This window comes from Curvibacter sp. AEP1-3, assembly GCF_002163715.1.
Lineage (GTDB): Bacteria > Pseudomonadota > Gammaproteobacteria > Burkholderiales > Burkholderiaceae_C > Allorhodoferax.
Genome location: NZ_CP015698.1, coordinates 1,681,237 through 1,702,821, shown reverse-complemented (window position 1 = coordinate 1,702,821; position 21,585 = coordinate 1,681,237). Strand labels below are relative to the sequence as shown.

Genomic DNA, 21,585 nt, shown 5'->3' with positions numbered 1-21,585 from the left:
CCTGTCCAAGGCGGTTGTTTTTATCGCACATTGATCCAGACTGTTCAAGGTTCATTACCGGATAGATGACAGTCAGGATTGATGCATAAGGACGGGAATATGCGACGGTTGTGTTCACCAATCCATATCCGCGGCTCTATCGAACTGTCCAGTAAGGTGTTCGACAAAGAGTTTCATTTCTTCGTCTGAAAGCATTGCCCGTGCATACGTACCATCCACGGCGTAAGTCAGGATGCTAGGAAGACTACTAAAAACGTAGCTCCTAGCCGGGGCGCGCGACTCAGACCAGAGATGCAGCAAAAACGACTCGATGTCTGCAATGGCCAAACGTTCGTCAAATGCTTTGCTACCAGTAAGACTGTACTTGTGCTTTTGGCTATTGGTGAGGAGGACTGGTGCTGCCCCCGCACCAGAGTGAAATCTGAACGCTTCGCCTTGCTTACCAAACGCCCCGTGCGCCACGAAATTTCGCACTTGTGCGCGGAGATCCAGCAATTTGTCGTAATGCAATTTTGTTTGGGGCTCTGCAACACTCAACGCCTCCTTGAACTTGGCTTTCCAATCGGACTCCGCCAATCGAGCAACTTCATCTCCGGACTTCAACTTTCCTTGCAGGATTGCGAGATGAATGAAGACGTGCTCCGTCCAACTGAAGAATGCCTCAATCGCTGCTTGGGCGTTCCAGATTGCTTCGCGTCGTAGTTGGATCGACGGACTGCTCCCGCTAGTTATGACCGCACCGTTCGACAAGGTGCGTTTCTCGACATTTCTCTCCCGACGCCGCGTCTCAGTCTGCTCCGAAAGCGCGTGAAAGCGGTCACGGAAATACACGTATCGGCTAAATAACTCATAGGTCTTATTGACAACGTTGAGTCCAGGCGTCGATACAGCTTGCTCCGCGCGCCATTGGAAATACGGCTCCGCGATGGAGACGGCCTTGGTGATGAGTGCCGTAATCGCCCGTGCATCCTCCTCCGCTTGTTCGCTCGGTGTTCCACTCATCCTCGCAGCAGGGTCTAGATTCGGTGCAAAAACGCCAAGGCCCATCTTTCGATGCTCAATAACGTACAGGCGATCGCGAAATCGCACTGGCACTGCCCACGCTGACTTTTCCCATTGTCCAAGGCTCGGAAACTTGAGGAAATCAATCAGTAGGAAGTACACCAGGTAATAAGCTGGAAGGCTTCTCCCTCCATTTGTTCGTGCGGAAAGAAAGAGGCCTCGGCCCTCGGCGTCCGCGCGTGGAGGACCTGCAGGCTCCAGATCCACAAGTGCCTTTAGTGCAGCGTCTTGGACAAGCAGAAATTCATCAGGAAGGGAAACGGCCTGCTCTGTCAAAACTTGGAATCCTCAATACTCTCTGACTGAAGATATGCGGCCAATTGGCGTTGAACGTTAGCTGCGAGACTTGACGAAGCGTCGCATCGCATCGGTCTTCTGGATCCAAATTGACACCCATCGTGCACTGAGCGCCCTAGTCGTTCGCATAGCTCCCCGGGTCGCCAAGTATGTGATAGCAGGATTCAGCCGTCTTGCTTCCCATCCGTAATGGGTGGCGATGTCCTCTGTCGCTTCCGGGAACCCTTCGGCATTGACTACGTCCGCTGCCAACTGCAGCGCATCTTTCGCCGGGTCCCAAGGCATCCAGAACTTGTCGAACTCGGAAAACAATTCCTCTTTCGGCCAGGTTAACTCGCCTCGATGTAGAACGGCCAAACTCGAAAGCTCGTGCATTGCATCTACAACGTCTTCGGCTGACAAACCGGTTTGCTTCATCATGTCCTCGACCTGCACCTGTGGGTCGAAAAGGCATCCACCAGAAGAGCCTTTTACAAAAACCTCGGCGATGGCGTTTGCGGCCGCCGAGTAACCAGTCTCCGTTCCGACGGCTGAGGTCCCTTGCTTAGGAGCCTGCCCAAGTGGGGGCTTGCGCGTGAGACCATGAATGTCATTGATAAGCTGCTGGATGTTGCTCGCCCTAGCGTCAACTTCTGGAGAGAGCATGCCGGTCAGCAAAGCAGGCAGCAGCGCAGGTTCAAGGCCATGCCTCAGCGGGATGAATTTCGCCCTCTGACTCAGCCTACGCACCAAGCCGGCGTCCATTTCCTGGTTTACCCAAGGCTTTTGAATTGACTCAGGCGTGAGTAATACGACGAAGTGCGAGCACTCGCTAAGACCTGCATCGATTTTCTGTCGCAGACTGTCGCCGGCGGCTATGCACCACTCTGCCCACCACGTTTCGATGCCGCTCGACTGAAGTGCGATGGCAATCTTCTCAGCCAAAATCCTGTCTTCCCAAGCGTAGCTCAAGAATACTTTCGGAGCAGCCGTACTCCTGGTCACAAATTCGATTGGCAAGTCATCGCTCGTATATCTCTCCTTGACTATCGCAAGGAGCTCTGCGCTTCCTTCTACGCGCATTTGAAGCGTCTTGAGTGAGTCCCCTACAGCGAAGATGGTCGGGAACTCTCCTGTTGCCGGATGGCGAATCGCTCCAAACTTCTCGCGCACTTGGGCGATGACGCTTTCAACAGCAGCCTTCTCCAAGGAGCGACTGAAGTCGGCAGCATTAAATTGCTTTCCGTTAAATGTTAGCACCTAACTCCCCTTTCAAGCGTTTGGCACTGCGCAGAGACCGGAAAACCTTAGAAGCTGCATGTTGGCTTAGAGGTGTCTAGTCAAGCTGGCAATTGGTAATGTAGCCGCTGGAACGTTCGTGGCGCAAGACAGCGTAAGGATACCAACCATCGCACGTTGGTGATTGCAATTTAGCATTGAACCAGGGTGTCGTTTCGTTAGCGGATGTGATGCCCCACTAAAAACTTCGTGTGCTCGAAACCACGAATGGTCTTGCGCCTACTTTGCATATGCGATGATTTTCGGTTGACTTCTCATTAGTCACAAGCCGTTCATTTGATCGCGGCGGCATTCTGAAATCGCGTCAGTACGGGCCATCGAGTTTCGCTAAGCCTTGATTTTGAGCAACGAAAAAATGCTGGAATCGCCCATCAATCAATGCGTAGTTGAGAGCTGTCGGACGGCGTCAACTCCGGTAACAGACACCTACGACATCGTGATATGCCATGTCTTGACGTAACAGCTCAATCAACTGTGCTGCTGCCTGTCGCCATGGAGGGAGATGATCCAATACCCCATCGATGTTCAGCCCGAATGCACTTGCCGTTGCACTATCCATGAAGTCGACCAATTTGACTTTTTGGGTTGCGCGAAGGATTACATGCTTTACGGGAGGCAGTTCTGCTTCCGCGATCAATGAGATCTCGTAGGTAGGTTGAGCAGGAGGCATCAACAATAGTGCCCCGCATTCGAGCGCAGCGGTCAGCAAAGAGTCGGCCGCGTACAGCATTCCGTAATCGTCGGGACGTCCAACGGGGGGGTCTAAGCGGCCGTTACGAAATTGCGGAGGAGCGGGTTTAAAGCCTCCTTCGGGGAAGCGATAAAGCCGGTGAATTCCGTAACCCGGGTCCAAACAACACAACCGTGCATTGCGGCCTTGGAGCGTAAGCGATCTAGTGTTCGATATTTTTTCGATGGTCATGAGAGGGCATAACTAAGGCCCTCCAAAGCGTGTTCAATCACATATTCTTGGCGCGCGTCAACGCTGAGTCGATTCAATTCATCTAGTACCGTCGGGAGTACACCAGATCGCGGCGGTATCCGACCAAGCAGCAGTTCTACACCCGTAACCCCGCCCAAACTCGGTTGGACGGACCTCAGAAAATCCCAAAGGAGATTCATGGGTGCGCGCTCTGCTCGAAAGCGTGCAATCAACTTGGTCAGTAAGCTTGTATCGAGCGGCGCAAGAAGTTGGAATGCCGGATAACGACGACCATTCTCACGTCCTGGCGGAAGTATAGAAAAGAGGGCACCCTTTTTTTCACGCTCGTACACGTTTGCTCTACTGCATTGCATGCGCTCGGCCATTGATTCAGCTGTAAGTAGTTCGCTGTTTGGGTCGGAGGACTGGACAGGACCTGACAATAGCGATACGACCTTCACGACTTGCGACTGGACAAAACGGCCCAACGGGTGAATATCGGCCGTTCCCCAATCGATCAGATCAGTTGGGCTAATGCCCAAGCGAGCCAAGACGGAGGGATTGATGGCCAATAACATGGTGGGCTCTTGAATTGGTTTTGAAGTTGCTTTGGAAGAATGTTGAGACATGGGACTTGTTGCCGAACGAACGGCACTTCATTCAAACCAAGTTAATAGTGGCCACACATGCAGGAAGCCAGCGTTTCCGTCGCCGTAGTCGCCAGGCAGCAGTAGCGGCATCTGTATGTGATGCGCGACGGCAGCCTGCTTTCAGTTTGACTTGCGCGGAAGCCGTTGTTACCCGCTCCCAAGCGATTGCTACCTGAACGTTGTCCATGTGGACAAACAATGGTTGGAGCAACCGGAGAATGATATTTGCTAGAACTGTTCCACTTCGTCCGGGCTTCACTCCATCAAAACAGCGGCGAATGGCCTCCAAAAGTTCATCTGGCTCGCCAGTAAGGATGGCTTCTTTCAAAGCTTTGATTCGATCGAGGACCAATTTGAGCGACTCAAATTCACGCCATTCTGGGAATTCACGGAAAGCATCGAAATATGCCGCCAGAAACATGCGCGACCACTCATCCGAAAGTCTACCCAGGCTGTTGTTTCCAACAAGGATGACCCTTGGTAGATCTGTAGAGGTATCCTTGTTTTTTCGATCCTGAAAGGACGACACTGATTTGGATTCGACCGCATTTTTTTTCAGCGTAATCTTTTTTCGATCCCCGACCGTGCCATGCATGCGCTGCAAATACGTCAATAGCCGTTGCTTATCGGTAGCGGTGACTAGGCAATCTACATTTTCTTTGTGGACTCCAGCTTCTCTCAGCTGATCAAGGAGTACCGCCGGCTCTTTTCGCAGTTGCTCCGCAAAGTTTGCAACGGTCTCTCGTTGAGGACTACACGTGAAGTCAGGGATGGCCTGATCTAAATCCAAAAAGACCGGCCTACCCCGGACAAGCAAGGGGACTATGCGTGCTTGGCGTGACTTAGTAACTGCATTCGCGCTAGCAAGGTATTCAATGTCCATGGATTCACTTTATTCAAACTTTTATAGTTTGTCAAGTTTGTCAAGCCTGGTGGTAGTGAAGTTTGAGGAATTGCCGATAGAGTTCAACGGAGCAATGTGGCAACTACCCGAATTACCGCGCTGACGGACGAGGTCATGCTAGAAGTGCACTGCAGCAATGACAGTTTGCACGCATAGTTTGGTGCAGCTGCCTAACTTATTGCCAGTTAAGCAAGAGAGCTGATCAACATGCTTACTAATGTGACCAGAGCCTCGTCCTATCGCCAGGTGACGCCGTTGACAGCAAATTCAGAGTCTGGATTCAGCGTGAAGCGGGCGCCTTTCATGTCTCCCGCTCCCACAACCCAAAGACTTCTGGCTTCCCGCAGTCCGGCTAATACCTCTTCGGCAGCTCGGCGCTGGCGCTCTTTGAGCATCAGCAGGCCGCCGTCCGCGCAGACGCGCTGTTCCAGCGCTACTTCAGCGATTTCGTCGGAAGTGCGGCTCGATTGGGTCTTGGGCCCATCTTATGTGGCTGATTGCTCCGAAGCAAGTTATCTGTCACTTGCAAAATGACTGTTGTAACTAGCACCTCGGTATCTACTTCTCTCCGCTTCCATGTCTATTAAACCGGCGCTGGCGGTCTATTGGGCCGCAGCCGGCCCGTGGACACCGACCTAAGGTCCGCAGCCTGCACCATGACCGCTGTATTGCGTGAGGATGCTTAGAAACTCGATTTACGACATACTCTCAATATGGCTGCAGATACAAAAAAACCACGCTCTTGGCTGCACACTTCAACCCTGAATCTGCCGTTAAGAAGGAATTACTGGCTAAACGGCGGCAGCCCTTGGTGCGTGGTGGTTCCCGCTTGCGGGTTGCTAAAGCGTTGACGGGTGAAGATGCCGTTTGGGTTCTCAAGTCGGCCGGAATTCTCACCCCAAGCGGGAAACTTAGCCGAGTCTATAGATGATCGCTCGGGTAGCTCCGCATTGTTTGCCCTGCATCCAATAGCAGTTGATCGCCGAAAAAATAATCAATTGCGCTGTGGGCTCTCCAACTAGCGTAATTTGTCTTTGCCGCACTTAGCTCTGATCAAAACTTGAAAGCTGCTGTGAGACGCATCTCATTTCACCTATGCCTCAAACCAGGGCGTGACTAGTACGCGTATTGCACTGATTCCAGCGGCGTGACAAGAAATTTGATACGTTATTAGGTATTCGACAATATGTTTGAATGACATTTAATACGGAAGCCCAAGTTTGTTGTCTAAGTAGTTGATATAGCGCGAGCTTTGCGACAACAACTTCGGATCCCTACACTGCCTATGCGGCAGTGAACGAAACGTTATCACTGGAGCACAGAACACTTGCTTTTCTGAGCTGCCTATGCGGCAGTGAACTCACTTACGCACCGCCTGGGCTGAACCGCCAATTTCTGAGCTGCCTATGCGGCAGTGAACGTGGCGATTACGATGACTTCCTGAAGCGGTACTTTCTGAGCTGCCTATGCGGCAGTGAACTGGGTGAGCCTTGGCAGCGGCAATGTCAAGCTTTTCTGAGCTGCCTATGCGGCAGTGAACGAATTCGCTACCTCACAGCCGCATGCCGGTATTTTCTGAGCTGCCTATGCGGCAGTGAACGATTCGACGGGTGAGTACATGCCTATCAACCTTTTCTGAGCTGCCTATGCGGCAGTGAACTCCTCATCTTCGACGCCGCACTCATCTTCACCTTTCTGAGCTGCCTATGCGGCAGTGAACCCGACCTGCAGCAGGTGATCACCGAGATCAAGTTTCTGAGCTGCCTATGCGGCAGTGAACACAGAGAAGCAGAATGGCATTTCGGAGAACAATTTCTGAGCTGCCTATGCGGCAGTGAACATGTGGATCTGGGCTGGGATACGCAGTTGCACTTCTGAGCTGCCTATGCGGCAGTGAACAGGTATGAATGAGAACGCAACCGCCGTCTATCCTTCTGAGCTGCCTATGCGGCAGTGAACGTCGGCATGTTTGCCGCTGCAGACCAGGCATTCTTCTGAGCTGCCTATGCGGCAGTGAACGCCGCTGCCAGTTTGTCTGACGGCAGAGTTCTCTTCTGAGCTGCCTATGCGGCAGTGAACGCGTGCATGAAGCATGGCCATATCTTGCAGAGCTTCTGAGCTGCCTATGCGGCAGTGAACTGACACCTCCCCAGGGCAAGGACATTGAAGAACTTCTGAGCTGCCTATGCGGCAGTGAACCACTCGTCCGTCCAAAAGCGTGGATGAAGCATCTTCTGAGCTGCCTATGCGGCAGTGAACAACAACATGACGCCGGAATCTGCCGCCGTGAACTTCTGAGCTGCCTATGCGGCAGTGAACCCGGTGTGGGTGATTGACACAGTCGGCGCACTCTTCTGAGCTGCCTATGCGGCAGTGAACAGCTGGAGCGGTGCAAAAGTCAATGCGTATGTCTTCTGAGCTGCCTATGCGGCAGTGAACGCTGCACCGACGCTTGGAGATGGCCGTGTTTTCTTCTGAGCTGCCTATGCGGCAGTGAACCCTGGTGCTTGAAGATGTAGTAAGACTTGCCAGCTTCTGAGCTGCCTATGCGGCAGTGAACGCAGACAAAGTGTGCAGCCTGCTGCCTGCCATCTTCTGAGCTGCCTATGCGGCAGTGAACATCCACGGTCAAGGGTCTGCGCCGATGATCGTCTTCTGAGCTGCCTATGCGGCAGTGAACCTGGTGCACGCCAGCAAAGTGCCATTCAGCCTCTTCTGAGCTGCCTATGCGGCAGTGAACAAAGACGCGTCCCAGGTGCGTCCCTCCGCTTTCTTCTGAGCTGCCTATGCGGCAGTGAACCCGGATTTGGTTGTCAACGGACGGATGCTTGTCTTCTGAGCTGCCTATGCGGCAGTGAACGAGGAAGTTCCCATTAAGTACACGGTGGGCGGTCTTCTGAGCTGCCTATGCGGCAGTGAACGATATGGCCATGCTTCATGCACGCTTTTGGACCTTCTGAGCTGCCTATGCGGCAGTGAACATGTAAAAGCTACTGGCTGCTTTTTTGGCTTTCTTTTGAGCTGCCTATGCGGCAGTGAACGCCGGCAAAGTCTGCCCACATGCCATCGTTCACTTCTGAGCTGCCTATGCGGCAGTGAACTTGGTCCGTTCTATTTCAACGGTGATTAATCTCTTCTGAGCTGCCTATGCGGCAGTGAACATTTAATCTCGGGACGGGTGGAAAGCTGCGCTCTTCTGAGCTGCCTATGCGGCAGTGAACTGCACTACGCCACCCTCACTGACGAATTTGTACTTCTGAGCTGCCTATGCGGCAGTGAACGACAAATGCAGATTGGCCGTTGTAGTCACTGCCTTCTGAGCTGCCTATGCGGCAGTGAACGGCAGCATTGCAGATGCTGGGTCTGTCAACTTCTTCTGAGCTGCCTATGCGGCAGTGAACATATGGAACAACGGAAGCAACGCAGGCGGAAAACTTCTGAGCTGCCTATGCGGCAGTGAACACTGATCCGCAAGGAAGTCTCACCAGTTTGATCTTCTGAGCTGCCTATGTGGCAGTGAACGCGATGCACCAGGCGGATGACCAGCAACAATTCTTCTGAGCTGCCTATGCGGCAGTGAACGGCTTTGCGCCGGGGCCGCGCTACTCGCCCCACTTCTGAGCTGCCTATGCGGCAGTGAACGTCCTCCCAGATCATCGCCTTTGTGTGGTCGACTTCTGAGCTGCCTATGCGGCAGTGAACGCGGTGCTGGACAACATCCAGTTCAGCGGTACCTTCTGAGCTGCCTATGCGGCAGTGAACGGTGGCAGGTATCAAGTGCGGGTTCTAAGGCTCTTCTGAGCTGCCTATGCGGCAGTGAACGCGGAACTCGCCCAGCTCGGTTTTGGCATCCAGCTTCTGAGCTGCCTATGCGGCAGTGAACGCGTTTTCGTTTGCGGTGGTTCGACGGGATCACTTCTGAGCTGCCTATGCGGCAGTGAACGTCGATCTGTCTGAAGCGGACATGAGCTATGTCTTCTGAGCTGCCTATGCGGCAGTGAACGGGCAGTAAATGACTTTGAGATTGAGGACTAACTTCTGAGCTGCCTATGCGGCAGTGAACTCAAGCAGCACTACACCGCCACGGCGGGTAAACTTCTGAGCTGCCTATGCGGCAGTGAACTGACTTGCGCTTCGGGGACGGTAATGCTTGCACTTCTGAGCTGCCTATGCGGCAGTGAACAACGGCTTTGCCCGCCCTGCCTGTGCAATCTTCTTCTGAGCTGCCTATGCGGCAGTGAACTACACGTTTCTCTAGCAATTGCAGGATGACCTCTTCTGAGCTGCCTATGCGGCAGTGAACGATTTGTTGCAATGCTGTCTTGCAGAATCTCTCTTCTGAGCTGCCTATGCGGCAGTGAACGCATGGGCTAGTGGATACCCAGCCACCACCTACTTCTGAGCTGCCTATGCGGCAGTGAACTTTGGCTTAGCAAAACTCCTCGAAGTCATTGGCTTCTGAGCTGCCTATGCGGCAGTGAACAACTTTGATATCGAGAACGCCAAATCTTGACTCTTCTGAGCTGCCTATGCGGCAGTGAACAGCCATTTCGTGATAGTGCTCTGCACCTCTTGCTTCTGAGCTGCCTATGCGGCAGTGAACGGCAGATGCGAGTGAGGGCTGAAAGTTGCGGCCTTCTGAGCTGCCTATGCGGCAGTGAACGTGTGGAGCCTTTGGTATTTGCCCTTGGGGAACTTCTGAGCTGCCTATGCGGCAGTGAACAAGCCGCTGTCTCAATATCAAGGCAAGCGCATCTTCTGAGCTGCCTATGCGGCAGTGAACGGGAATGTGGTGCTCGGTGAGCGCCTGAAGGCCTTCTGAGCTGCCTATGCGGCAGTGAACAAAGAGGTCAGGTGGCCGTCTGCATCGGAGATCTTCTGAGCTGCCTATGCGGCAGTGAACAGCCAAGGCATCCCAGGCAGCGCTACCTACATCTTCTGAGCTGCCTATGCGGCAGTGAACAGAGGCGGGGCGGGTGTCCCACGTGCGGCCTTCTTCTGAGCTGCCTATGCGGCAGTGAACATGGTCGTGGATGCAACAATTGCAGCACAATTCTTCTGAGCTGCCTATGCGGCAGTGAACGCGTACCTGGACATCAACACCGCAGAAGTGATCTTCTGAGCTGCCTATGCGGCAGTGAACGCTTTGGATGTGTCAGACACCGTGATGACGGTCTTCTGAGCTGCCTATGCGGCAGTGAACCCTGGTGGGCATGCGAAGCGGACGTTGGCCCACTTCTGAGCTGCCTATGCGGCAGTGAACAAAAAGAAAGGCTGAGTTAAAGCGTGGCTAATCTTCTGAGCTGCCTATGCGGCAGTGAACAAGGGGGCGTCATGCGAGCAATCAAGGAAATTCTTCTGAGCTGCCTATGCGGCAGTGAACAGGGCTTCGCAACCTGCTCCCAAAAGACGCATCTTCTGAGCTGCCTATGCGGCAGTGAACCCAGCCAGCTCTCAAGCCTTACGCACGAAAAACTTCTGAGCTGCCTATGCGGCAGTGAACATACTCAAACCAGTAGAGCCGGAGCCCGACAACTTCTGAGCTGCCTATGCGGCAGTGAACCTGCTGGGGCGCGACGGCTTGCGTTTCTTGATCTTCTGAGCTGCCTATGCGGCAGTGAACGCCGGTGTCCGCCTGGGCCAGGGCGCCAATGCCTTCTGAGCTGCCGATGCGGCAGTGAACAAATGCCTGTTGACCGGCAACGTCTATTGAGACTTCTGAGCTGCCTATGCGGCAGTGAACGCGAAACCGTAATCGCGGGCGGTGAAGTGGTGCTTCTGAGCTGCCTATGCGGCAGTGAACCATTAACAGGGCAACGCCCGGTATGAGTAACACTTCTGAGCTGCCTATGCGGCAGTGAACAACACCCCAAATCCAAACCCCACAGGAGACATCTTCTGAGCTGCATATGCGGCAGTGAACGAAATGGTATCGACCTGCGCACGAATCTGTACCTTCTGAGCTGCCTATGCGGCAGTGAACGCTTCGGCCGGTGTGAACAAACAACCGATTAACTTCTGAGCTGCCTATGCGGCAGTGAACCACTAGATTTTTTCAGGCATGCATCGCATTGACTTCTGAGCTGCCTATGCGGCAGTGAACCAGGATTCCCTGGTTGTCCACGAATCCATCAACTTCTGAGCTGCCTATGCGGCAGTGAACTATCCCTGGGCCGCAAAGCCTGTAACCGATACCTTCTGAGCTGCCTATGCGGCAGTGAACGTCATATCCATGAGCTTTCCATCACAGTGCTACTTCTGAGCTGCCTATGCGGCAGTGAACGTGGACTGCACCAACCCCTTGTTTCCTGACATCTTCTGAGCTGCCTATGCGGCAGTGAACTTCAGACTGGCCGGCGAGAGCAGTCATACCAACTTCTGAGCTGCCTATGCGGCAGTGAACGCCGTATCCATGGCGGCGCAACTCGCGGCATTCTTCTGAGCTGCCTATTCGGCAGTGAACGTGTGGGGTGGCTGCGAGGTTTGGGCCTCTCTCTTCTGAGCTGCCTATGCGGCAGTGAACTTCAAGGGCGCGGCGGGCATCGGCCAAAGCATACTTCTGAGCTGCCTATGCGGCAGTGAACGGTGCCCGCAATTTCCGTGGCATGGACCTGATCTTCTGAGCTGCCTATGCGGCAGTGAACGATCTGGTGGAGCGATCGGCCGGCCTCCTCAACTTCTGAGCTGCCTATGCGGCAGTGAACTTCCCCATGTGGCTGGACTCGATCGATGTCCACTTCTGAGCTGCCTATGCGGCAGTGAACACCGCGGCGCGCACTTCGCCCAGGATCGTGAACTTCTGAGCTGCCTATGCGGCAGTGAACATCGAACACAACCAGGTTGGCCTGAGGGGAGCCTTCTGAGCTGCCTATGCGGCAGTGAACTCATCAAGCGCAACTGCCGTCACTATGACATCCTTCTGAGCTGCCTATGCGGCAGTGAACTCGACGGTGTCACCGGCCATGGCAATGAGGCTCTTCTGAGCTGCCTATGCGGCAGTGAACTGTGGCGGCTGCCACGGGATTGCGCTGCAATACTTCTGAGCTGCCTATGCGGCAGTGAACTCTAGGGGTGTAGGCATTCCCCTAGGCTAGGACTTCAGAGCTGCCTATGCGGCAGTGAACATGACGTTTGACAACAACTTGTCGGGCGCAATCTTCTGAGCTGCCTATGCGGCAGTGAACGAAGCCGCTGAGATTGAAAGTGAAATAGTGCGCTTCTGAGCTGCCTATGCGGCAGTGAACAACACGCGCTTTGATTTCCGGCATTCTTTTGTCTTCTGAGCTGCCTATGCGGCAGTGAACCTTGCCGGACGAAAAGATGCAGGCGCGGGACTCTTCTGAGCTGCCTATGCGGCAGTGAACATGACCTTTGACAACAACGTGTCAGGCGCACTCTTCTGAGCTGCCTATGCGGCAGTGAACTCCCCCGCCGCAAATGCGATGCGACAAAACAGCTTCTGAGCTGCCTATGCGGCAGTGAACTTGTCCAGGTGCGACGGGGAAAAAATCGGGTACTTCTGAGCTGCCTATGCGGCAGTGAACGAGCTGAAGTGGCTCTCGATCTCGTTGCGCGTCTTCTGAGCTGCCTATGCGGCAGTGAACGCCCCATGCAGCTCTTCGTGAACGAAACATTGGCTTCTGAGCTACCTATGCGGCAGTGAACGTAACCGATTTGTTGATCATGGCTCGTGAGATCTTCTGAGCTGCCTATGCGGCAGTGAACAACACAGGCAACCTGACACCAGCATCGGCGTGCTTCTGAGCTGCCTATGCGGCAGTGAACATGAAAGTGATGCAACTCAACCCCGAGAAGTGCTTCTGAGCTGCCTATGCGGCAGTGAACGCCGCGTTTTACGTGGGCCTTGCTGCTGCACTCTTCTGAGCTGCCTATGCGGCAGTGAACGCGGTGGCGGCCATACCGACCAACCCCGTGTTCTTCTGAGCTGCCTATGCGGCAGTGAACGCCTGATCGGCCTTCTGAATTGCCAACAACCACTTCTGAGCTGCCTATGCGGCAGTGAACCTACCCTTGGCAATGGGCATTGTTACTGCCATCTTCTGAGCTGCCTATGCGGCAGTGAACGGCTTTCCACTTGCGGGAGTTCTGGAAAGACTCTTCTGAGCTGCCTATGCGGCAGTGAACGTGGCTACGGCCACGGTATATCGTCAAGAGCTCTTCTGAGCTGCCTATGCGGCAGTGAACGTGTTGACCCGCTGCTCGAGTGCTGCAAATTCCTTCTGAGCTGCCTATGCGGCAGTGAACCCTATCAGCGATGCATCTAACGGGTCACTTTTCTTCTGAGCTGCCTATGCGGCAGTGAACTACCTGCGGGCGCGACCTGACGGAGCCTTGCTCTTCTGAGCTGCCTATGCGGCAGTGAACATCGACTTCGTGTTGGATGGCAACATCAAGAACTTCTGAGCTGCCTATGCGGCAGTGAACTCGGCTACCTGGCCGACATCGCAGCGGGGCAACTTCTGAGCTGCCTATGCGGCAGTGAACGGTGGGCGGGTTCACTGCAAAAAGGTCTTGATCTTCTGAGCTGCCTATGCGGCAGTGAACCCCACAGAAGTCACTATGCGCCAAGCTCGCTTCTTCTGAGCTGCCTATGCGGCAGTGAACTCTTTTTCATGCTGCTCGACGCGGTTTGTGAGCTTCTGAGCTGCCTATGCGGCAGTGAACATGAGGACTTCAATGGTGTCGCGGCGTTTGTTCTTCTGAGCTGCCTATGCGGCAGTGAACAACACAGGCAACCTGACACCAGCATCGGCGTGCTTCTGAGCTGCCTATGCGGCAGTGAACTTGCGCTGTAGCACTCAACAGCAGACTCGAAGCTTCTGAGCTGCCTATGCGGCAGTGAACGTTGGCTGGGTGGTGCTTTTGGTGGTGGACATCTTCTGAGCTGCCTATGCGGCAGTGAACAAAGTCAGCACGCAGCGGCACCTTTAGCGGACCTTCTGAGCTGCCTATGCGGCAGTGAACGCTAGGGGCCCAACCATAAAGCGCCGTTGACGCTTCTGAGCTGCCTATGCGGCAGTGAACTGTTGGATTAATCGTAAAAACTGTGCCGGAATCTTCTGAGCTGCCTATGCGGCAGTGAACCTGATCATTCTTGACCCCACCCGCGTTGAGGTCTTCTGAGCTGCCTATGCGGCAGTGAACTTGTTTCTCATCGCCCCCAGCCTGGTGACAGTCTTCTGAGCTGCCTATGCGGCAGTGAACTTGAAGCAGCAGACAGTACGGCGACTTATAACTCTTCTGAGCTGCCTATGCGGCAGTGAACGGTCTGCCACACCACATCAGCAGCATCGATAACTTCTGAGCTGCCTATGCGGCAGTGAACGTGGCTTAGCCTCGGTTGCGACAACAACCCGGTCTTCTGAGCTGCCTATGCGGCAGTGAACATGCAAGCGGCGCTGTTCGCGCTGGGTATCACTTCTGAGCTGCCTATGCGGCAGTGAACATACCGGCGGTTGCCGAAAATCCTCCAGGAGTTCTTCTGAGCTGCCTATGCGGCAGTGAACGTGGCTCTCTACGTGTTTACAGCCAGAAGTACCTTCTGAGCTGCCTATGCGGCAGTGAACAATGGGCGACACCAAAGAATTTAGTACGAAGACTTCTGAGCTGCCTATGCGGCAGTGAACGGTCCATACGGTGCCAAGCCTCATGAGCTCAACTTCTGAGCTGCCTATGCGGCAGTGAACCTGCGCCATGACCAGGTCAAGCTTGGAAGGCACTTCTGAGCTGCCTATGCGGCAGTGAACGTGATGCCCGCTCGAAAGGGATACCGAGCATTCTTCTGAGCTGCCTATGCGGCAGTGAACGGTGGAGACGTTGTTATGGTTGGCGTGGAACACTTCTGAGCTGCCTATGCGGCAGTGAACGTGGTTCGGTGGCTGACGCTGTAGATGAGCGTCTTCTGAGCTGCCTATGCGGCAGTGAACCGGATGTAGCGTGGCATGGTGGTTTAGTCCAGCTTCTGAGCTGCCTATGCGGCAGTGAACGACGACTTTTTGTGCAACGTCTACGGAGGCTTCTTCTGAGCTGCCTATGCGGCAGTGAACAATTTTTTCACCGAGGGTGCGCTTGAATGTGCGCTTCTGAGCTGCCTATGCGGCAGTGAACGCCGACGATGGACGTTGCCAGGACACCAGCAACTTCTGAGCTGCCTATGCGGCAGTGAACATGAAGTAGTGCATGCCGTTCAAGACTTGAGCTCTTCTGAGCTGCCTATGCGGCAGTGAACGCTGCCCCTGCGCTTGATCGACACCCGCAAGTCTTCTGAGCTGCCTATGCGGCAGTGAACTTCACCGGGGATGTCTTTGCGAAACAGGCTCACTTCTGAGCTGCCTATGCGGCAGTGAACGCCAGGTCAAATGGCAGGCTCCCGCGTGTAGCCTTCTGAGCTGCCTATGCGGCAGTGAACCAGGGCCTCTGCCATGGCGCAGCCCAGCAACACTTCTGAGCTGCCTATGCGGCAGTGAACGCCGCCGGCTTCTTGCGGGTAGCGGCGTTGCACTTCTGAGCTGCCTATGCGGCAGTGAACAAAAGCTGCAGGAAGCTGGCATGTCGCTCACACTTCTGAGCTGCCTATGCGGCAGTGAACTTGGTCCTTTTTATTTCAACGGTGATTTGTCACTTCTGAGCTGCCTATGCGGCAGTGAACCCCCGCCTCGATTCGACTGCTTACATACGCGTCTTCTGAGCTGCCTATGCGGCAGTGAACACGACCCGCATTGAGCGGACAGTGACTTAGAACTTCTGAGCTGCCTATGCGGCAGTGAACTTTGTCGGTGCGCAGGCTGGTGACCATGAGGACTTCTGAGCTGCCTATGCGGCAGTGAACTACTGGCAGTGGGATGTAGCGCAAAACAAAGACTTCTGAGCTGCCTATGCGGCAGTGAACACACTAGATCGATGAGCCCTGCCCTGCGGTCTCTTCTGAGCTGCCTATGCGGCAGTGAACAACCGACGTGCTTCGCCCACCAGTCGATCCATCTTCTGAGCTGCCTATGCGGCAGTGAACGACGGCATCACTGGAGCACAGAACACTTGCTGCTTCTGAGCTGCCTATGCGGCAGTGAACGCGATCAACACCAGCCCGCCGGACACGGGGACCTTCTGAGCTGCCTATGCGGCAGTGAACCATGGCCCTCGTTTTGTCATGTCTGTGGCCGTCTTCTGAGCTGCCTATGCGGCAGTGAACTCTGCCTGTGTGTGGTCTGAGGGAAAGCTCAACTTCTGAGCTGCCTATGCGGCAGTGAACATCTTCACCTCCATTACCGCCGCTTTTGCCCACTTCTGAGCTGCCTATGCGGCAGTGAACAATTGCTGCCCAATAGAGTGCGAGGCCACAGGCTTCTGAGCTGCCTATGCGGCAGTGAACGCACTCTATGTGCGCAATGAATACGAGTTCAGCTTCTGAGCTGCCTATGCGGCAGTGAACATTGAACGGCCCATTCTTTTTCAGGCCGATATCTTCTGAGCTGCCTATGCGGCAGTGAACGGCATTGGGCCAAACGCCGCCGTTTTTCGCTTCTTCTGAGCTGCCTATGCGGCAGTGAACAGCAGATGCTGGTCTATTCCGGTGAGCGTGTACTTCTGAGCTGCCTATGCGGCAGTGAACACAAGCAAGCCTTCGGCAAGTTCCTGCGTAAGCTTCTGAGCTGCCTATGCGGCAGTGAACACCGAGCGTCCGATACTGTTTCAGGGCGATATCTTCTGAGCTGCCTATGCGGCAGTGAACCAGGCCATCAATGCAAATGCCGATATTTCAAACTTCTGAGCTGCCTATGCGGCAGTGAACGCCAATGATTACGTTGCTGCTGCTGACACTTTCTTCTGAGCTGCCTATGCGGCAGTGAACGTGTGGCCGCTGCGTGCGACATCGTTGCGACTCTTCTGAGCTGCCTATGCGGCAGTGAACGCGCTAGACGCACCTTTGGATACAGGGGAACGCTTCTGAGCTGCCTATGCGGCAGTGAACACTAACTACGATGTCCAAGCGGCTGCTTCTATCTTCTGAGCTGCCTATGCGGCAGTGAACGCATGACCTGCGCCATATCAGAGTGGGCAGCACTTCTGAGCTGCCTATGCGGCAGTGAACGCCGCCTGCATTCATTTCGACCACGTACAAGCCTTCTGAGCTGCCTATGCGGCAGTGAACTGCACTACGCCACCCTCACTGACGAATTTGTACTTCTGAGCTGCCTATGCGGCAGTGAACTTCATGTCCAAACGCCCCATATTTCATGCCAACTTCTGAGCTGCCTATGCGGCAGTGAACGTCCAGAGCAACGCGCCTGCCTGGCAGCGCTGCTTCTGAGCTGCCTATGCGGCAGTGAACGTGTAGGCCATGAGGCGCTGACATTTGGCGTACTTCTGAGCTGCCTATGCGGCAGTGAACGTTTCGACTCATCTTCAAATGGGGTGATGCTGCTTCTGAGCTGCCTATGCGGCAGTGAACACGTCTTTGGGCACGGGTACGGTGTTTGACAACTTCTGAGCTGCCTATGCGGAAGTGAACTGCGCCATGTTGCTCGTTCGGGTGTTTGGAGACTTCTGAGCTGCCTATGCGGCAGTGAACAGCGGCTTGATCTTTGTATATCTATCGAGCGACTTCTGAGCTGCCTATGCGGCAGTGAACTTCCGCGCTGGATTCACGACGGCCATTGCAAACTTCTGAGCTGCCTATGCGGCAGTGAACAAATCCTTGTCTACCTTCGCGGGCCGCTGTGTCTTCTGAGCTGCCTATGCGGCAGTGAACGAGAGTTTGTCGAAATCGTGCGGGAAGAAATCGCTTCTGAGCTGCCTATGCGGCAGTGAACCGATACGTCTTGCAAAACAGCAATGACAACGGCTTCTGAGCTGCCTATGCGGCAGTGAACGCAGCATCCGCTGCGGCTCAGCAATCCACCACCTTCTGAGCTGCCTATGCGGCAGTGAACCCGATGCCGCTACGAGTGAACTGGGACTCACTCTTCTGAGCTGCCTATGCGGCAGTGAACTCTTGCTGACTGCTGGGGGTTGTGGATGTAGCCTTCTGAGCTGCCTATGCGGCAGTGAACCGAGATCAAGGGCGAAGTGAAGGACAAGATTTCTTCTGAGCTGCCTATGCGGCAGTGAACCTGCGGTCGAACTTGGAGATTTCATCCAGTATCTTCTGAGCTGCCTATGCGGCAGTGAACGACGGTGGGCGCACCAGTGGAGACGTTGTTATCTTCTGAGCTGCCTATGCGGCAGTGAACTTATTTGCCGCCCCCAACGCCATCGACAAAATCTTCTGAGCTGCCTATGCGGCAGTGAACCGTGGATGCTGCCGTCTGCTCGACGTGGCTGTCTTCTGAGCTGCCTATGCGGCAGTGAACGAAGAGCTGGACGTCATGAAAGCCAAGCGCGTTCTTCTGAGCTGCCTATGCGGCAGTGAACACCAAGCGGCAGGACGTGCTGGATCGGAGGTTCTTCTGAGCTGCCTATGCGGCAGTGAACGCCTCGGACGAAGTGACCGGCTACTACAAGCGCTTCTGAGCTGCCTATGCGGCAGTGAACCACTTTGCGCCCGCGCCAGTTGATTTCTTGCTCTTCTGAGCTGCCTATGCGGCAGTGAACCCCTTCGGCTTCTTCTACTGCGTCTTCGATGTCTTCTGAGCTGCCTATGCGGCAGTGAACGGCGTGGTGCAGAGCGGTACGGGCTGCCAGGCCTTCTGAGCTGCCTATGCGGCAGTGAACCAGTTCAACGCCTTCATCCGCGCAAGAGACAACTTCTGAGCTGCCTATGCGGCAGTGAACGCTTGGAAAGGCGGTCTCTGTGAAGGCATCTTCTTCTGAGCTGCCTATGCGGCAGTGAACGTGTTAAGGCGACGCTTGGCGCGTTCGCGTCTCTTCTGAGCTGCCTATGCGGCAGTGAACGCCTACGCGGTTGATGGCGGCGTCGTAGTGCACTTCTGAGCTGCCTATGCGGCAGTGAACGGCATTGGGCCAAACGCCGCCGTTTTTCGCTTCTTCTGAGCTGCCTATGCGGCAGTGAACCTGTATTTCCTGCGGCAACCTGCCGAGGTCGACTTCTGAGCTGCCTATGCGGCAGTGAACGCGTGTACCGATGTTTTGCCCCACCATCGCGCCTTCTGAGCTGCCTATGCGGCAGTGAACGAACCGGTGCCCACGCGCATTGCCGTTACCGACTTCTGAGCTGCCTATGCGGCAGTGAACGCCATTACCCGATAGCCCGCCAGCTTGTTCGTCTTCTGAGCTGCCTATGCGGCAGTGAACCTGGAGTGCGAGGCATTTCCCACTGACCCTGACTTCTGAGCTGCCTATGCGGCAGTGAACAGCACAGAGCCCACCAACGTAGTGCTCTGTGTCTTCTGAGCTGCCTATGCGGCAGTGAACAACCGGATGCGTGAGTTTGCGGCAATGTCATACTTCTGAGCTGCCTATGCGGCAGTGAACAGGTGATGTCGGTCATGCTGGCACCTCCCCATCTTCTGAGCTGCCTATGCGGCAGTGAACTCGATCGCAGCCGGCAGCCTGGCCGTATCACTCTTCTGAGCTGCCTATGCGGCAGTGAACATGGCCATCGTCCTCGCTCGATAGATTTGCGACTTCTGAGCTGCCTATGCGGCAGTGAACGTGCCCCTCCCAGAACGGGTCGTCTTTGGGGACTTCTGAGCTGCCTATGCGGCAGTGAACTATCAGTCTAGCGCGGCAACCTCTTGATTTTTAAAGAACATTCCCCTTTCAAGCGCAAACACCCCAATTTCTGAGGCATTCGGTAAGTGCTTGATTCATAGGCCTTGTCACAGGCCCCGGAAAAAAGGGTCAAAAAGGGTCAAAACCAGGGTACGGTCGCCTCGTGCCCCAGGCCGTAGGCGTTGAAGGCCCCGGCCACAGGTTGGGCCTGCAGTGGGCCGTGCTCCACGTACAGGCAAAACGGCTGGCCCGTGCTGCTGCTGCGCAGTGACACAAACGGCAGGTCGGGGCGGCGCTCTACAGCGTCGGGGATAGCGGCTGCGGCCTGTTCGGCGGTTTCGCCCTTGCGCTGCATGCGGCGGCGGCGCAGGCGGTCGGCGTTGGTCTTGAACTGGCGGCGGCGCACGGTGCGGTGCTGTGCGTGGGCGGGCACTGGCAGCCGTTCACCCACCTGCGTGTGGTCGCGCATGCCTTTGAGCCAGTCTTGCCCCATCAGGCGTTGCAGCGCCTCGGGGGTGCCGTGCAGGCGTAGCACCGCGCCCAGGGTGCGCTTTGTGGTCGGCTGGCCGATGTGCTGCGGGTAGCTCACCCCGATGTCGGTGGTCTGCCCTTGCACCAGCGCCCGGTGCAGCTTGGCCACCAGCGCGCCCAGCAGGTGCGCGGGGCTGAACTCCGGGTCGGGTAGCAGGGTGATGTGGAGATAGTGCGTGGTCATGGGGCCTCGCGCATTAGCTGGCGTCGCCAAACACGCCGCCACGGATCAGCACGGCCATCACAAAGTGCTTTTGCTCTGCGGGGGGCACTTGGTCTTTCAGCAGCCAGTGGTCCAGCAGGGTGTAGAAGTCCAGCTTTTGCTTTGGCTGGCGGTAGGCCTTGCCCTGGGTGGTGACGGAGCCGTAGGGCTCTACCGCGATGGGGCCGAGTTCTTCAGCGCCTTCATACCAGGTGTCGATGGTGCGAATGGCGTTGCCGATTTTTTGCGAGTGGATGGCGGCCACGCCGTCCACGTGATACAGCGTCTTGCTCTTTTTAACCAGTACCCCGTCGTCTGTTTTCTGCGCCTTTTGATCCAAGATCAGCTCTTGGGATGGGAACACCTCTTGCCCCGCACCTTGGCGCACAAAGGCCGTGATACGCAGCATCACATGCTGTGACCCGGCCAACCCGGCGGCAATGGCTTGGCCCAGCTCGTCCAAGCCTTTTGCTTCTGTATTGATAGCGTCTACCGCCCGTGTATTTAGCGCCAGAGCATCAAAAGACCATGTATGTGCGGCCTGCCCGCCTTGCATCTGCTCCACGGTTACTTCCACCTGTTCGGCACCGGCGCGGTTACGCCACAAGAAGCGGCCATTGGCCAGGTTGGCCGCGTAGCGCCGGGCCAGTTCGCCAAAGCCGTGCTGCTGCACATAGCCCTGCACGGTGGCCCGCAGTTTGGCCTGGTAGGCCGCGCTGTTGCAGGCTGATGGGGTGCCCGCGCCGCCCAGCACGCGCAGCGTGAATTGCACCTTGAGTGTGTCGACTTCTGCGGGCAAGGCGGCCACGTCCACGGTTTGCAGGTTGGGCTTTTCAATTTGCGCGTCCAGCTTGGCTGGATCTTGTTCTTTCGCTTTGAGCCGATTGCTGATGGTGCCTCGTATGGGTTTTATCCGCAGCTTGATGGGCTGCCAAGCGTGCGACTGTGCGCGGTCGTCCCAGTGGCCTGCATGGAACACGGCGTCAGAGGGGTCCAGCTTGCGTTCAAAGGCCAGGACGGAGGCGGTGGTGAGTTTGTCGGTCATGGT

7 protein-coding genes and 1 CRISPR repeat array are annotated in these 21,585 nt (G+C 55.4%); all 7 genes read right to left on the bottom strand.

Features of this window, described 5'->3' with window-relative positions; genetic code table 11:
• Nucleotides 1-114: 114 nt before the first annotated feature.
• Entirely contained in the window at nt 115-1,338 is a 1,224-nt protein-coding gene (locus tag AEP_RS08060) for a hypothetical protein (protein ID WP_087494903.1), read from the bottom strand.
• 57 nt (nt 1,339-1,395) lie between these two features.
• Nucleotides 1,396-2,547: a toll/interleukin-1 receptor domain-containing protein gene (locus tag AEP_RS08055; protein ID WP_198301916.1), complete on the bottom strand. Its 1,152-nt coding sequence runs from the start codon at nt 2,545-2,547 to the stop codon at nt 1,396-1,398.
• Nucleotides 2,548-3,043: 496 nt separating this feature from the next.
• Nucleotides 3,044-3,559: an RES domain-containing protein gene (locus AEP_RS21355; RefSeq protein ID WP_087494901.1), complete on the bottom strand. Its 516-nt coding sequence runs from the start codon at nt 3,557-3,559 to the stop codon at nt 3,044-3,046.
• Nucleotides 3,556-4,137, bottom strand: a complete 582-nt coding sequence (locus AEP_RS08045) for a hypothetical protein (protein WP_087494900.1) — start codon at nt 4,135-4,137, stop codon at nt 3,556-3,558. The genes AEP_RS21355 and AEP_RS08045 overlap by 4 nt, the downstream gene beginning before the upstream one ends.
• 82 nt (nt 4,138-4,219) lie before the next feature.
• Nucleotides 4,220-5,092 (bottom strand): hypothetical protein, encoded by an 873-nt coding sequence (locus AEP_RS08040; protein ID WP_087494899.1) that lies wholly within the window; start codon nt 5,090-5,092, stop codon nt 4,220-4,222.
• A 1,353-nt stretch (nt 5,093-6,445) separates the two neighbouring features.
• A CRISPR array of direct repeats spans nt 6,446-19,804; the repeat unit is 28 nt; unit sequence CTTCTGAGCTGCCTATGCGGCAGTGAAC.
• Between the two features lie 139 nt (nt 19,805-19,943).
• Nucleotides 19,944-20,519, bottom strand: coding sequence for a type I-F CRISPR-associated endoribonuclease Cas6/Csy4 (cas6f, locus tag AEP_RS08035; RefSeq protein ID WP_087494898.1), 576 nt, complete (start codon nt 20,517-20,519; stop codon nt 19,944-19,946).
• Between the two features lie 13 nt (nt 20,520-20,532).
• Nucleotides 20,533-21,582 carry a type I-F CRISPR-associated protein Csy3 gene (gene csy3 / locus AEP_RS08030; protein ID WP_087494897.1) on the bottom strand — a complete coding sequence of 350 codons (1,050 nt, stop codon included), beginning with the start codon at nt 21,580-21,582 and terminating at the stop codon, nt 20,533-20,535.
• Nucleotides 21,583-21,585 lie beyond the last annotated feature (3 nt).

Bases quoted from the DNA above. Each gene is read 5' to 3' on its own strand.
- AEP_RS08045 (WP_087494900.1), bottom strand. From the start codon at position 4,137: ATGTTATTGGCCATCAATCCCTCCGTCTTGGCTCGCTTGGGCATTAGC.
- csy3 (WP_087494897.1), bottom strand. From the start codon at position 21,582: ATGACCGACAAACTCACCACCGCCTCCGTCCTGGCCTTTGAACGCAAG.
- cas6f (WP_087494898.1), bottom strand. From the start codon at position 20,519: ATGACCACGCACTATCTCCACATCACCCTGCTACCCGACCCGGAGTTC.
- AEP_RS08040 (WP_087494899.1), bottom strand. From the start codon at position 5,092: ATGGACATTGAATACCTTGCTAGCGCGAATGCAGTTACTAAGTCACGC.
- AEP_RS21355 (WP_087494901.1), bottom strand. From the start codon at position 3,559: ATGACCATCGAAAAAATATCGAACACTAGATCGCTTACGCTCCAAGGC.